The organism is Gemmatimonadota bacterium (genome assembly GCA_022560615.1).
Classification (GTDB): domain Bacteria; phylum Gemmatimonadota; class Gemmatimonadetes; order Longimicrobiales; family Gaopeijiaceae; genus UBA1138.
The window spans coordinates 51,757-65,528 of record JADFSR010000022.1 but is presented as its reverse complement, the minus strand read 5'-3'; the positions used below and the strand labels follow the sequence as shown (position 1 = coordinate 65,528).

Sequence of the window (13,772 nt, the reverse complement as noted above, 5' to 3'; positions counted from 1 at the left end):
TGAGGAAGCGGCCCCAGGTCATCTGAAGCGGGGCAAAGCCCTTCACCTTCTTGTAGGTGGGCTGCACACCGTGGCGTTTCTCGGCCTCGTCGTTGTCCATGACCATGGCGTCGATGCCGAGGACCACCGCTGAGGGGGCTTCGAGCTTGAGGCGCCACACGAACAGGTGCAGGAGTAGGTGACGGAAGAGCCAGATCCGGGGCCACCAGAAGGCTGCGAAGAAGCGCTTGATGGCGTGCGACGAGGCCATCTGGCCCGGCTGGGTCTCGATCGCTGCCGCGTAGCCCTCATCCTGCTTGAGCTCATCGAAGCGGACAAGATGCCGACTCGTTCCGTCGAGGAAGAAACAGAACATCTGGTGGAAGAGCGTGGCCACAGGAAGCCCTTTCGAACTCTTGCGCATCGAGCCGAATAGGCGATCGAGGTGGGGCAAGATCTCGAGGTTACGCACGTAGCGGCTGAACAGAGCCAGGCCACCTCGGCCCGTCAGGGTGTCGGACGTGACCTCAACACCATCGAACAGCGGTGGAGCAGCATTGCGCGAGGAGAGCGACTCGGCGATCATCACTTGGCACCCTTTGGGTTGAGGGCGGTGGCGACCGCCACTGGCTATAACTTGTTGTGCACCAGTAACTTAACCCATAGGGTGCCCTTTTTCTACCTCAAGAATCGCTCAGTTTAGGCTAACGTCTCGCGATTCTACTGCGCGGCAAACATGCTGAGCGCAAGCGAAGTATGCGACCCTCCCGCTCCTTCCGCGGCTGTAGCAATCGTTTGTTAGAACGCGCCACGAGGGTCGACGCCATACTCCGACCTCAGGATCGCGTACATCGCAACGTCCTCAAACTCGCCATGCGCCACGACGTGTTGCCGTTGAATCCCTTCCGGCTTCATGCCGAGCTTCTCCATCACCCGCCCCGAAGACGGGTTACGGGTCATGTGACGTGCCTGGATCCGGTTCAGACGAAGCTCATTGAAACCGTAATAGAGCAACGCTCTCGCGGACTCCGTGGCATAGCCCCGATTCCAGTAGGGCAGCCCCACCCAGTATCCAAGTTCGCCTCGGCGGTGCGCGGCGTTGATGTGGAGGCCAACGGCCCCCACCAAGCCATCAGCATTCGATGTGATCGCGACCGTGAGGAGCTTCCCGGCATCCCAGCCGGGCCGATGAGTAGCGATCCAAGCCTCAGCCATCCCGTCTTCGTACGGATGAGGGATATTCTGTGTCGTTAGGGCGATCTCAGGGGCTCCCGCGAGGCTCTGAACAACCGAGGCGTCCTCGACGTCGAAAGGACGAAGGGTCAACCGCTGGGTCTGAAGTGTCGGGATGGACATCGCCTGGCAGTCGCTTGGCTCAGATCTTTGCAGCGCGTTCTAACGTATAAATGTCTTGCGCCGTCCTCCTCATTCTCCAGAGGAATTGGCTGGCGCCGTCGCAACTTAGTCCGATCGGCGTCTTCCCCGATAGACGCCGGCAGGCCTGCTATTCCTTGAGGTACGACGATTCTTATTGTCGCGGGGGCGGGAAGGAATAACCGAGCGTGGGGAGCGCTCCCGCTCTGCTACTTAATCGCGGGCCTAGCGACGCCTTCCGCGCTTTTCGCCGTCCGATCGGTCGAGCGGGCTTCGCACGCCCAGGCCGATCTGGTCGATGGCATGGAGGTAGATCATGGTTGTACGGATGTCTGCGTGGCCCATGAGTTTCTGGACTGTACGCACGTTGACGCCGTCGCGGAGGAGCTGGGTGGCGAAGGTGTGCCGAAACGTATGGCAGCTGGCGTTCTTCAAGATCCCCGTATCGCGAATAGCTGTCTTGACTTCGCGTTGGGGGATCGTAGGGATAGCGCTGGATCCAATCGAGGCATCCACTGACCCACCCATCCGACCACCATCGGGCCTCGCATGAACGACGACGATACGGGCCGAAACAGGACGAGAAGCCCAAACTCAGAATGTCCGGTCTCCGTAGAGGAAACGAGACATGCGGAGTGATTCGGAAACGCCCGGCCCTAAGCCAAAGACCGGTGTTCCTGCCGTGTCGAGGACGCGGAAAGAGCGGCCGAAATCGAGACTCTGTGGTGACTATGTGGTGACCTCGATCCATGGTGCGTCGAAAAGGAAAAACGCCACACCGACATAAGTCACTGTAATACTTCATCTTACCTAATCGGGGCGCTCGGATTCGAACCGGGGACCCCCTGCTGCCAAAGCAGGTGTGCTGGCACAGAGACAAACGAAGTTTCCGACGCCTGTGCCAAGTAACTGCCCTGAAACGCGTGCCGCCTACACGCTCAGCGAGGGCTGTCTGAGAGCCTGGCCCTGTCCTAACCGTCATTGTCGTCTCACGAGGTAGATCCCGCCCCCTGCTAGCGAGGGCGGGACTGGGGCGCCGTTAGCGGTCGGCGTCGTCCTAGACCGTGAAGCCGGTGCCGACAGTGGTTAGTACGAGCGCGACCACAACCACGACCCAGACAGCGGGGTGAGCCCAGATGGGCCGTAGCTCGCGCTTGACCTCCTCGAGGCGCCAGCTCGTTCAGCGCGATGGCCATGTGGCCTTCCTCGTCCTTGTGGCCGCTGACGAGGCGCGCTGAGAGAAGCGCGTTGACAGCCTTTTGATACTTCTCGGGCTGTTGCGTAGAAGCCGGGAATCGTTCCTGGGCGCGTATACTGTCCTCCGGTCCCCTAGTACCGTCGTGAGAGCTCGCGGAGAATCGTCTTCTTCGGGAGACTAATCTTGTTAGGAAACGGTTGTGACTTCCGTTCAGTGGACGCCAGTACGGGAAAAGGGGCTGTCGAATCGCAGACGAGGACACAACACGGCCGCTCGCCGGCGTGAGTTCTGGCACGGCACGCTGCCTGTGTAAATATGTGGACCGTAAGGCGTTGGGGGGAAATGGGTTAGGTGGCGCGATTCGGGCTCCCGTTTCGGAGTCATATGTTTCTTTGCGGATCGTCCGTCCGTGTGACAATTTCCGTGACGATCTGCGGGGTCCCTCCCACCCCGGGATTGCTCAACTACCATGGATGGGGGGATCTTCGTATGCGATTTAGCAACAGTCTCAAATGGCTTGCCGCCATTGCCGTGCTGGCAGTCGGTACGGCCGACCTCGCCGCTCAGTCCAACGCGACCCTGATGGGGCGCATCACGGACGCGACCGGCGCCGCTGTCTCCGGCGCACAGGTCAGCGTAACTTTGCCGTGATGATCAACGGCGTGCCCGTCAATGACATTGAGAACGGCTGGGTCTATTGGTCGAACTGGGACGGCCTCGGCGATGCGGCCACGAGCATCCAGCTCCAGCGCGGCCTCTCGGCGGTCAACCTCGCGACCCCATCGATCGGTGGCACGCTGAACGTCATCACCGATCCTTCGGCGCAGTCAGCCAGCTTCTCGTACAAGCAGGAAGTCGGTCTCGGCGACCTCGATCGTGCGGGTAACTGGGGCCTCGGCCGCAACCTGCTGAAAGAGACCTTCATAGTGAACTCCGGGGAGCACAACGGCTTCGCCGTGACGGCGTCCCTGGTGCGCAAGACGGGTTCCGGAATATTTCGCGGCTTCACCGGGGGTGACGCCACCTGGACCGACGCCTGGTCCTACTATTTGGCTACTTCCTATCAGATCAACGCGCGGAACCGGCTCGAGTTCTATGCGGTGGGTGCGCCCCAGCGGCACGGGCAGAACCTGTACAAGCTCAACATCGCGACGATCAATCAGGAGTATGCTCGCTCACTGGACGACTACGACCCCGCGGCTCTGACCAAGTTCGCCGAGGAGGGGGGCCGGCGAGGCAGCCCGAACGTCGGCCCGGTGAGCCCCTCGTACACGGGGAAGCAGTTTGCCAGCACGGGCCCCGGCGGTGGAGGCACGTTCGACCGCTTCGACTCGAACTTCATCAACGAGCGGGAGAACTACTTCCACAAGCCGCAGGTCAACCTGAATTGGTACTCCTACTTCGGGAATGGCCTTACGCTGACGACCGTGACCTACTACTCCGGCGGGAACGGTGGCGGCACCGGTACATACGGCTCACTCGGGTGGGACTACACGTACACGCAGCGCTTCCCGGACTGGGACGCCACCATCGCGCGGAATCTGGCGAACGACGACGGCTCGCGCGGCATCTTGCGCAACTCGGTGAACAACCAGTGGACCCTTGGTGCGATCTCGAAGCTCCGGAAGGACTTCCAGTCCGGGTTCACGGGTGAGATCGGCATCGATTGGCGCACGGCCAATATCGAGCACTACCGCGAGGTGCGGGATCTGCTCGGTGGCTCCTACTACAACGACTGCGGCTTTGGCTGTAGCTCCGACTTCTGGACAGGCAACGACGGCCAGCGGCGTCTGGGCGACAAGATCGCCTACTTCAACCAGAACGACGTGGACTGGCTCGGTGCTTACGTCCAGGGAGAGAAGACCTCCGTCGACGGATCGCTCTACGGCATGCTCGGCTTGTCCCAGAACTCATACACGTTCGAGGACTTCTTCGCGGACGACGGCACAGGCCAACCGCTCGTGCTCGAGAGTGGCACCCTCTCTGGCCTGCAGATCAAGGGTGGAGCGGTCCGTAACGTGACGGCCGAGTGGTCACTGTTCGGGAACGCGGGCTACGTGTCGAAGGTGCCGATCTTCGACGGCGTCATCGACGACAACAACGGCGTCATCAACCCCGACCCGAAGAACGAGAAGTTCCTCTCGTTCGAGGGTGGCGTGCAGTATCGATCGATGGACCGCGGCGTATCGTTCGACGCGAATTTCTACTACACGAAGTGGAACGACCGGACCTTCAACCTCTTCGTCCGGAACCTCGAGGGTGACGGTCGTGACGGGCTGGTGAACCTGCTCGGCGTGAACGCGGTCCACATGGGCATCGAGGCACAGGCGGCAGTGCAGCCGACAGACGTGTTACGCTTCGACGCCGCCCTGTCCATTGGGAACTGGAAGTATCTGGATGACGTTCGGGGCACGTACAAACCCGACGATCAGAAGAGCGAGACGGAGACGCTCGACTTCTACATCAAGGATCTGAAGGTCGCCGACGCGCCGCAGTCGCAGCTTGCGATCAGCGCGTCGCTGTTCCCGGTCAACGGCATGTACATCTCGCTGGTCTCCAAGATCTACAGGAACCACTACGCGGCCTTCGACCCGTTCAGCCGTCAGGACCCGGCTGATCGGGCCCAGTCCTGGAAGGCGCCGGGTTATTCGGTCTTCGACCTGCATGCGTCGTACCGCATCGGTGACATGCTGCCAGGCGCCGGCGACGTTCGCATCTTCGCGAACGTCTACAACCTGTTTGACACCGTTTACGTGCAGGACGCGGTCGATAACTCGCGCTTCAACGCGTTCGACCAGGATCACGATGCGGACGACGCCGAGGTCTTCCTCGGGTACCCGCGCAACCTCAACATCGGCTTCCAGATCAGCTTCTGATCGGTTGACGATGGGCGCGCCAGCGCCCAAGCAGTGGGTCGGCCCCGTCGCCCTCGGGTGGCGGGGCCTTCCCTGTCCGGGGGGACGCAATGCCTCACGACATCATTACGATCGTCATGCTGTTCGGCGTCGGTCTGGTCGCCGGCACCATCAACGTGATCGCGGGCGGGGGCTCGATGATCACGCTCCCGGTACTGATTCTGCTCGGACTACCACCGAACGTCGCGAACGGAACGAACCGGGTCGCGATCCTCGTGCAGAACACGGGCGCCACTTGGAGCTTTCGCAGGCTGGGACTGATCTCGGGACCCTGGATCCGACTCGCGGTGCCGCCCGCGCTGGTCGGTGTCGTCTTCGGCACGTGGGCCGCCTTACACGTCGGCGACATGGCGTTTCAGAGGATCCTGGCGCTCGTCATGGTCGTGGCCGCCGCGTGGATCGTGTGGCACCCCATGACTCCGCGTAATGCGGCGGACACGCTTCCTCCCGAGGGAAGGAGGCGTTGGCTGCTGAGGAGTATCTTCTGCGGCGTGGGGTTCTACGGCGGTTTCATTCAAGCAGGGATGGGCTTCATCATGCTCGCCGTGACCTCGTCGTTCGGGTTGGATCTGATCCGCTCGAACGCGGTCAAGGTGACGCTCGTTCTGGTCTTCACGCCGGTGGCGCTCGGTATCTTCGCGTACAACGGGAGGGTGGATTGGGCGGCCGGCATCACGCTCGCGGCCGGATCCTTCCTGGGTGCGCTCGTGGGGGTCCGTCTTCAGGTGCGCAAGGGCCAGAAGTGGGTGCGGGGCGTCGTGACCGCGACCATCGTGGTCTTCGCGATCCGCCTGCTCGTAGCTGGGTGAAATGGGCGAGGGCGCAGTTCCCGGCGCTCCCGGAAGCTGCTAGTACCGGTAGTTCTCGGGCTTGTACGGACCTTCCTTCGGCACGTTGATGTATGCCGCCTGCTCGTCGGTGAGGACGGTGAGCCTGGCCCCGAGCTTGTCGAGGTGCAGCCGGGCGACCTTCTCGTCGAGGTGCTTGGGCAGGACGTAGACCTTCTTCTCGTAGCTTTTGTTGTGCGCGAGCTCGATCTGCGCGAGTACCTGATTGGTGAAGCTGGCGGACATCACGAAGCTGGGGTGGCCCGTCGCGCAGCCCAGGTTCATCAAGCGACCCTCGGCGAGGATCAGAACGGAGTGCCCATCCGGGAAGGTCCACTCGTGGTACTGCGGCTTGATCTCCTTCTTTTCCACACCGGGAAACTTCTCGAGACCGGCCATGTCGATCTCGTTGTCGAAGTGTCCGATGTTCGCGACGATTGCCTTGTCCTTCATCTTGGCCATGTGCCCGGCCGTAATGATGTCTCGGTTTCCCGTGGCGCTAATGAAGACGTCGGTTGTCTCGAGTACGTCCTCCAGGGTCTGGACCGAGTAGCCCTCCATCGTTGCCTGCAGTGCGCAAATCGGGTCGACTTCCGCGATGGTGACTCGCGCACCCTGCGCCTTGAGCGCCTGCGCGCACCCCTTGCCGACATCACCGTATCCGAGCACCATCGCCGACTTTCCGGAGAGCATGACGTCGGTTGCCCGGTTGAGACCGTCGATCACCGAGTGACGGCACCCGTACAGGTTGTCGAACTTCGACTTCGTAACAGAGTCGTTGACGTTGATCGCGGTAAAGAGAAGCGTTCCTGCTTTCTCCATCTCGTACAGGCGATGCACTCCCGTGGTGGTCTCCTCGGAGACGCCGCGAACTGTCGAAGCGATGCGCTCCCACTTGCCTGGATCTTCAGAGAGGGTTGTGCGCAGCAACTCGAGAATGACCCCCCACTCGGCGGGATCGGAGTCGGTGTCGAACACCGGCACGTTGTCCGCACAGCCGTACTCTGAGCCCTTGTGCAAGAGCAGCGTGGCGTCACCGCCGTCATCTACGATGAGGTCCGGGCCTGAACCGTCCGGCCATGTGAGCATCTGGTCGGTGCACCACCAGTACTCTGCCAGTGTCTCACCCTTCCAGGCGAAGACTGGGACACCGCTGGGCGCCGCAGGCGTTCCATCGCGTCCGACGACGATCGCTGCGGCCGCGTGGTCCTGAGTCGAGAAGATGTTGCACGAGGCCCACCGAACGTCGGCGCCGAGATCCACGAGGGTCTCGATGAGCACCGCGGTCTGCACCGTCATATGCAGGGAGCCCGCGACCTTGAGTCCCGCGAGCGACCGTTTCGGACCGTACTCGGCACGCGCCGCCATGAGGCCGGGCATCTCGTGCTCGGCCAGCCGGATCTCACTCCGTCCCCACTGGGCGAGGGAGACATCTTTCACCCTGAAAGCGGGGCGGCCGGTACCCTCCTTCTGCTCGGACGGCACTACGGTATCAGTCATGGGTTCCTCTCAGCTAGGCAGGTGACGGTAGCTTCGGTATCGGATGAATTGGCCGCGTCAGCAGCGTGCCGCGGATGCAAGAAAGAGCAGGGGACCCGACGCGATCGGGTCGGGGCGAAGCGGCTGAGTCCGGGGAGCGTCGAAGCCGGCATCTGCGAGCCAATGCTCGACCTGACCGAGCTCGAAACCCGGCCACACGTGGCCCATCTCCTCGGCGTATCCGTGGCCGCGCTCATGAGCGCGCATGTCGACGACGATGACCCGGCCGCCCGGTCTGAGCGCACGGTGCACTTCCTTCAAGACGAGGGCCGGATCGACGACGTAGTGCAGGACCAGAGCGAGGACAGCGACGTCGAGCTCGCCGTCCGCGATCGGTAGCTCTTCGAGATCTCCCTGCCTCAAGTCGACGTTACCCACCCCTTCGAGCCGCAGCCGGGCAGCCGCGAGCATCTCCGCGGAACGATCGATACCGACGACCCTGCGAACGAAGGGGGCCAGCGTCTCGGAGAACGAGCCCGTCCCCGCGCCCAGGTCGCCGACGACCCAGTCGGGGTTCAGGAGGCCCAGCAGTGGGGCGAACGACGCGGAAGGGCCGAACAGCTCGGTGCGAAGGTCGTCCCATCGGCCAGCCGCGTCGGCGAAGAAGGCAGCCGATCGGAGGCGCCGGGCATCCAGAACCGTGCCAGCGCGCTCGGCGTCGATCGCGTAGATGCCGTGCCCAGCGACTTCGGTCCGGACGAGCGCCCAGAGCTGCTCCGCGCCGCGATCCAGCGTCGGGGTGAGACGGTAGTGACGGCTGCGACCGTCCGCGCGCGCGCGCAGCCACCCTTCGGACGTAAGCGTCTTGAGGTGCCGACTGACGTTGGGCTGGGGCATCTGAAGCACGTTGCAGAGCTCAGAAACCGTGAACTCGCTCTGCTCCAACAGAGTGAGGATGCGCGTGCGAGTTTCGTCGCCGAGCGCACTCAGGTGGTCCAGGATTGAAGTCGAGTTCGTATTCATGCATTCGAATATAAACATATATCAACGTCCGTCAGCAATGAGAGGGTACGCCGGCGCGGCTTCCCCTCGCTTGCCCCCGTAGGCGGCGTGGCACATTCTTCGTCGCCCTCGCTCTCGGGACGATCTGGACCCGGGACATCAACTGCCCAAAACGGACGCGCGCATGGACTGGCTACAGGCCGTTATCGGCTTCGCCCAAAAGTGGGTCATCGACATCGGGATCCCTGTCGGGGACGAGAACATCCCGCTGATGGTGATCCTTCTGCTCGGCACCGGCTTCTACCTCACGGTCCGAACCGGCTTCGTGCAGCTCTCCCGGCTGGGCCACGGCTTCGGCGTGACTTCCGGGAAGTACGACGATCCGAACGACCCCGGCGACGTCTCGCATTTCCAGGCGCTGACCACCGCCCTGTCGGCCACCGTCGGCATCGGCAATATCGCAGGCGTGGCCATGGCGATTCATTACGGTGGCCCGGGTGCGCTGTTCTGGATGTGGGTGACCGCCTTCCTAGGGATGGCCACCAAGTTCTCGGAAGTGACGCTCGCGCAGAAATACCGCGTCGTGGACGAGGTCGGGAAGGTGGCGGGTGGACCGATGTACTACATCGAAAAGGGCCTCGGTCCGCGCTGGAAGCCGATGGCGATCTTCTTCGCCGTCATGCTCGGCTTCACCGCCTTCCTCACCGGTAACGCGGTGCAGGCCAACACCGTGGCCGACCAGATGTTCGACTCGTTCTTGATTCCGACTTGGCTCACCGGTGGGTTCACGATGGCCGTCGTCGCGGCGGTGATCCTGGGCGGCATCAGTCGGATCGGGAAGGTGACCGCGTTCTTGGCGCCGCTCATGGCAGCCATCTATGTGTCCGGTGCGTTGCTCATCATCGTACTCAATATCGGAGCGCTCCCGGACGCGATCGCGACGATCTTCACTGAGGCCTTCAACCCGCAAGCCGGCGTCGCCGGCGTCGGCGTTGGCGTCTTCCTCATGACGCTCATGTGGGGTGTCCGCCGGGGTCTGTTCTCGAACGAGGCGGGGCAGGGCTCCGCTCCGATCGCGCACGCGGCGGCGAAGACCGACGAGCCGGTCTCAGAGGGCGTGGTGGCGCTGCTCGAGCCGTTCATCGACACCATCGTCATCTGCTCGTTCACGGGTATCGTCATCGTCATGACGGGTGTCTACACGGAGCGCTTCCCCACCGAGTTGACGCTGGGTGGAGGCGACATCACGTATACGACGATGACCGCGGACAATCGGTCCGAAGGCGTCACGCCCCCCGCGGAGATCGCGATCTCCGACGGTCGACACGCCGACTCCGGTGCCGGCGCGGCGCTCATCTCCTGGCACGAGGCGAGTGTCGAGCCGTTGTACACGGACGAGGCCCAGACCCAGCTCTTCACAGGGACGGTCTTTCCGGACCGGGCAGAGGCAGTGGCCGCCGATGGCAGTACGTTCACGTCGCTGTACGGTGACGCGGTCGAGAGCGGTGCTCCGCTCACGTCAGCCGCCTTCAACCGGGGATTGCAGCCGCTCGGGGACTGGGGCCACTACATCGTGGTGTTCGGGGTGCTGCTTTTCGGTATTTCGACGGCGATTTCGTGGAGCTACTACGGAGATCGATGTGCGCACTACCTCTTCGGGCAGAGCGCGCTCGTGCCGTACAAGATCGTTTTCCTTGGGGCGCACTACCTGGGCGCGGCACTCCCCGTCGCAGTGATCTGGGCGCTGGGTGATGTCGCTCTGTCGATCGTCATCTGGCCGAACCTGATCGCGTTGCTGCTGCTGGCGCCGGTTGTGGTGGAGGAGACAAAGAGCTACTTCGGGCGGAAGCCTTGGGAAGCGATGCAAGCCAAGAAGGCTGGCGGCAGCGACTAGCACTAGCAGCTGCTTGGTCTCAGCTCCTCACAGCCTCGATGAAGGCGGTGGCTCGGCCCGGATCGATTCCGGCGCCGGGCCGTCCCTCGTTCATGACCGCGCTGCCGACGATCGCGCCGTCCGCCAGTGCGAGCAGCTCAGACGCGGACTCCGGCGCTAGCCCACTTCCGATCAGCACTGGCGCTTCGCCTACGGCGTCCTTGACCATGCGCAGGTCGTCCGCGCTCGCTCGGCGACCCGTTGCGGACCCGCTTACGATGAGCGCATCCGCCAGGCCTCGGTGCCAGCTGTCGGCTGCTGCGTCGGTGAGCGTCGATCCAGCGGGCGAGAACGCATGTTTGACGTGCACGTCGGCGAGGACGCGGACGTCCACTCCCAGGTCGGAGCGACGGCGGAGCGTGTCATGCGCTTTTCCCTCGATGAGCCCCTGGTCGGTGTACATGGAGCCGGTGTGCACGTTGACACGAATGAACGCAGCTCCCGTCACCGCGGCGATCGCGATCGCCGCGGCAGCGTCGTTTCGCAGCACGTTCACGCCGACGGGTAGTGGGACTGTGCCGATGACTCGGAGTACCGCGGCGGTCAGCGCGGCGAGGGTCTCGGCCGGGACGGAGTCGGCGAAGAACGGAGCGTCGAGGAAGTTCTCGACAAGGACCCCGTCGAAGCCCGCTTCCTGCAACGCGCGGGCGTCGAGTGCCGCCCGATCAAGCGCGGCATCCATCGATCCGTCCCACCGCGGTGCTCCGGGGAGGGGGAGCAGATGCACCATCCCGATGAGCGGCTTGATGTCGGGCCAGATATCGGCGATTCCTTGCACGCGCGCGCTGCCGCTCACTTTACTTCTCCTTTGCGGGCCCCCGGCGCACGGTCGGCCTCGACGAGTCGGCCGGGCATGACGGCTTCTCGCCCGAATCGGCTCCTCAGCTCGTCGACCGTGCGGGAGACCGTACGTTCCCGTTCCGTCTCGCCCACGACCGGTACCGCGAACAGGCCCAACTGGGATGCGTCGCTCAATGCCACGAGGCCGCTCAGGCCAATGCCCAGCAGACGGGCGGGGACCCGTCTCTTCCGCCGGAGCTCCGCGAGCAACGTCTTGGCAATGCTGTATATGGCCTGGTCCGACTCGATCGGTTCCGGCACCGTGCGACTGTGCTGACGCGTCTTGAAGTCGTGGTCACGCAGCTTGACCGTTACGGTTTTGGCCCGGAATGACTGGTGTCGCAAAGTACCCGCCACCGACCCGGCCTGTTGCATCAACCGCCGCTCCAATTCCTCGTCGTCATCGATATCCTCGAAGAAGGTGCGCTCGGAAGAGATCGACTTCCGACGCTCATGCGGGTCCACCTCGCTCGAGTCGACTCCGTGGATACGCCGGTATAACCACGCCCCTCGTCGGTCTCCGAACCAGCGTTGTAGCCACTCGATCTGCACTGCGTAAGCGTCCTCGACGCGAACCAGGCCCCGCTTCCCGAGCGCTGCGACCAACGAAGGGCCGATACCGGGCAGGTCGGCCAAGTCCAGTCCGCGCAGGAAAACCTCTTCTTCACCGGCCGGCACGATATGCACGCCGGCGGGTTTGGCGAAGTTGCTAGCCAACTTGGCGATCACCCTGCGCGTTCCACCGCCGAGCGACACGGAGACCTGCGTCCGCTCGAGCACCGTCTTGCGGATCCGCCACGCGGTTTCGGGGAAGCTCTCGTTCTGGAAGAGACGCTCGGTGCCCGTCAGGTCGAGATAGAACTCGTCGACCGACGCGGCTTGCACGACCGGAGACAGCTCCACGAGAGCCTCCTTCACCGACCGGCTTCTGGCACTGATCGCGCCTCGCGGCACGCCGACGACGGTAGCCTCGGGACAAAGGCGCAGCGCGTGAGCCGTTGGCATCGCGGAGCGCACGCCGTACGCCCGCGCCTCGTACGAAGCGGAGGTCACGACGCCTCTCCCGCTCGGAGAGCCCCCTACGATGAGGAGCGGTGCCTTGCCCGCCCCCTGCGGGTCTTCCAGTCGCGCGACCTGAACGAAGAAGGCATCGCAGTCCACGAGGAGGATGCGTTTGACGGGCGCTGATTCCGGCAAGATGACGTCGGCTCTGGTCGGATTGCTGATGGCAATCTTGTGACGTACAATGTCCGCGCCCACGACAACAATGCCAAGGAGCCCGGCAGATGGCCTATCCTTTCGCGCTTCCCGACCTCGCTTACGCTCACGACGCGCTCGAGCCACACATCGACGCGCGCACGATGCAGATCCATCACGGCAAGCACCATGCAGCTTACACCAGCAATCTGAACGCCGCCCTCGAGGGGCATCCGGACCTCCACGACAAGTCCGCCGAGGAGCTGCTCGGCGGGCTCGACTCGCTCCCGGACTCCATCCAGGGCGCAGTCCGTAACCACGGCGGCGGATACGTGAACCACAACTTCTTCTGGGACGTCATGACTCCGGGTGGTGCCAGCGCGCCCTCGGGGGACCTGGCGGCTGCAATCGCCGCCGCCTTTGCTTCCGTCGACGACTTCAAAGCCAAGTTCCAAGCGAATGCGGGAGCGCAGTTCGGCTCCGGATGGGGCTGGCTTTGCGTCGATGGGCAGGGAGAGCTGCAATGTTTCTCGACAGCGAACCAGGACAGCCCCCTCATGCAGGGGATGAGCCCCATTCTGGGGGTAGACGTCTGGGAGCACGCGTACTATCTGAATTACCAGAACCGGCGCCCCGACTACCTCTCGGCATTTTGGAACGTCGTGAATTGGGACGTCGTGGGAGCACGCTACGGTGCGGCACGAAGCTGAGTTCAGCTGTTGCCGGAAAGACTTGCTTGTATAATCCGAAACGTATGTTTACATATGTTGAGTGGGTGTCTGGCGAGCGGCCGGTCGCACGGTGGCAGTTGTCCATAGGACCCGAATGACGAGAGCCGGAGTGACTCAACGTACTTGCAACTCGATCGTGCGGGGCCTCGTCACGGTGACCTTGCTGGTGGCGCTCTCGTCCGCGCCCGCGTCGAGTCAGAGCCTCAGGGGCTCCACCGCGTCGCTCGACCTTCAGAACCGCGTCGCGCTTCAGCACGACTTCACGTTCATCGATACCGGCGACCGCGTCCGTTACTT

12 protein-coding genes are annotated in these 13,772 nt (G+C 63.3%); 5 read left to right on the top strand and 7 right to left on the bottom strand.

Features of this window, described 5'->3' with window-relative positions; all coding sequences use genetic code 11:
- The 3 genes from IIB36_13230 to IIB36_13220 all read right to left on the bottom strand — a co-directional run.
- Positions 1-565: hypothetical protein (locus tag IIB36_13230; GenBank protein ID MCH7532704.1), on the bottom strand; the 565-nt coding region annotated here is incomplete at its 3' end.
- A gap of 212 nt (positions 566-777) precedes the next feature.
- Positions 778-1,335 carry a GNAT family N-acetyltransferase gene (locus IIB36_13225; protein MCH7532703.1) on the bottom strand — a complete coding sequence of 186 codons (558 nt, stop codon included), beginning with the start codon at positions 1,333-1,335 and terminating at the stop codon, positions 778-780.
- A 243-nt stretch (positions 1,336-1,578) separates the two neighbouring features.
- On the bottom strand, positions 1,579-1,881 hold the full coding sequence (locus tag IIB36_13220; GenBank protein MCH7532702.1) for a tyrosine-type recombinase/integrase: 303 nt from the start codon (positions 1,879-1,881) through the stop codon (positions 1,579-1,581).
- A gap of 1,159 nt (positions 1,882-3,040) precedes the next feature.
- Here IIB36_13220 and IIB36_13215 point away from each other — a divergent pair.
- The 3 genes from IIB36_13215 to IIB36_13205 all read left to right on the top strand — a co-directional run bounded on the left by IIB36_13215 (position 3,041) and on the right by IIB36_13205 (position 6,275).
- Positions 3,041-3,202 (top strand): hypothetical protein, encoded by a 162-nt coding sequence (locus tag IIB36_13215; GenBank protein MCH7532701.1) that lies wholly within the window; start codon positions 3,041-3,043, stop codon positions 3,200-3,202.
- Positions 3,199-5,427, top strand: coding sequence for a TonB-dependent receptor (locus tag IIB36_13210; protein ID MCH7532700.1), 2,229 nt, complete (start codon positions 3,199-3,201; stop codon positions 5,425-5,427). Before IIB36_13215 ends, IIB36_13210 begins: the two co-directional genes overlap by 4 nt.
- 89 nt (positions 5,428-5,516) lie before the next feature.
- On the top strand, positions 5,517-6,275 hold the full coding sequence (locus IIB36_13205) for a sulfite exporter TauE/SafE family protein (protein MCH7532699.1): 759 nt from the start codon (positions 5,517-5,519) through the stop codon (positions 6,273-6,275).
- Positions 6,276-6,314: 39 nt separating this feature from the next.
- On the opposite strand, the gene IIB36_13200 is transcribed toward IIB36_13205, so the two are convergent.
- Together IIB36_13200 and IIB36_13195 are read right to left on the bottom strand one after the other, a co-directional pair.
- Positions 6,315-7,793 (bottom strand): adenosylhomocysteinase, encoded by a 1,479-nt coding sequence (locus tag IIB36_13200; GenBank protein MCH7532698.1) that lies wholly within the window; start codon positions 7,791-7,793, stop codon positions 6,315-6,317.
- Positions 7,794-7,850: 57 nt separating this feature from the next.
- On the bottom strand, positions 7,851-8,795 hold the full coding sequence (locus IIB36_13195) for a metalloregulator ArsR/SmtB family transcription factor (GenBank protein ID MCH7532697.1): 945 nt from the start codon (positions 8,793-8,795) through the stop codon (positions 7,851-7,853).
- Between the two features lie 250 nt (positions 8,796-9,045).
- Here IIB36_13195 and IIB36_13190 point away from each other — a divergent pair, with 250 nt between their 5' ends.
- Positions 9,046-10,668, top strand: a complete 1,623-nt coding sequence (locus tag IIB36_13190; protein ID MCH7532696.1) for a sodium:alanine symporter family protein — start codon at positions 9,046-9,048, stop codon at positions 10,666-10,668.
- A 19-nt stretch (positions 10,669-10,687) separates the two neighbouring features.
- Here IIB36_13190 and IIB36_13185 read toward each other — a convergent pair whose 3' ends face one another.
- Both IIB36_13185 and IIB36_13180 read right to left on the bottom strand, forming a co-directional pair.
- A complete protein-coding gene (locus IIB36_13185) occupies positions 10,688-11,437 on the bottom strand; it encodes a BtpA/SgcQ family protein (GenBank protein ID MCH7532695.1) in 750 nt (249 codons plus the stop codon).
- Positions 11,438-11,499: 62 nt separating this feature from the next.
- Positions 11,500-12,744, bottom strand: a complete 1,245-nt coding sequence (locus tag IIB36_13180) for a DNA polymerase IV (protein ID MCH7532694.1) — start codon at positions 12,742-12,744, stop codon at positions 11,500-11,502.
- Between the two features lie 89 nt (positions 12,745-12,833).
- Here IIB36_13180 and IIB36_13175 point away from each other — a divergent pair, with 89 nt between their 5' ends.
- Positions 12,834-13,454: a superoxide dismutase gene (locus IIB36_13175; protein ID MCH7532693.1), complete on the top strand. Its 621-nt coding sequence runs from the start codon at positions 12,834-12,836 to the stop codon at positions 13,452-13,454.
- Positions 13,455-13,772: the final 318 nt, after the last annotated feature.

Coding starts and splice junctions, on each gene's coding strand:
- IIB36_13215 (MCH7532701.1), top strand. CDS start 3,041: ATGCGATTTAGCAACAGTCTCAAATGGCTTGCCGCCATTGCCGTGCTG.
- IIB36_13225 (MCH7532703.1), bottom strand. CDS start 1,335: ATGTCCATCCCGACACTTCAGACCCAGCGGTTGACCCTTCGTCCTTTC.
- IIB36_13200 (MCH7532698.1), bottom strand. CDS start 7,793: ATGACTGATACCGTAGTGCCGTCCGAGCAGAAGGAGGGTACCGGCCGC.
- IIB36_13175 (MCH7532693.1), top strand. CDS start 12,834: ATGGCCTATCCTTTCGCGCTTCCCGACCTCGCTTACGCTCACGACGCG.
- IIB36_13190 (MCH7532696.1), top strand. CDS start 9,046: ATGGTGATCCTTCTGCTCGGCACCGGCTTCTACCTCACGGTCCGAACC.
- IIB36_13205 (MCH7532699.1), top strand. CDS start 5,517: ATGCCTCACGACATCATTACGATCGTCATGCTGTTCGGCGTCGGTCTG.
- IIB36_13185 (MCH7532695.1), bottom strand. CDS start 11,437: ATGGTGCATCTGCTCCCCCTCCCCGGAGCACCGCGGTGGGACGGATCG.
- IIB36_13195 (MCH7532697.1), bottom strand. CDS start 8,795: ATGAATACGAACTCGACTTCAATCCTGGACCACCTGAGTGCGCTCGGC.
- IIB36_13220 (MCH7532702.1), bottom strand. CDS start 1,881: ATGGGTGGGTCAGTGGATGCCTCGATTGGATCCAGCGCTATCCCTACG.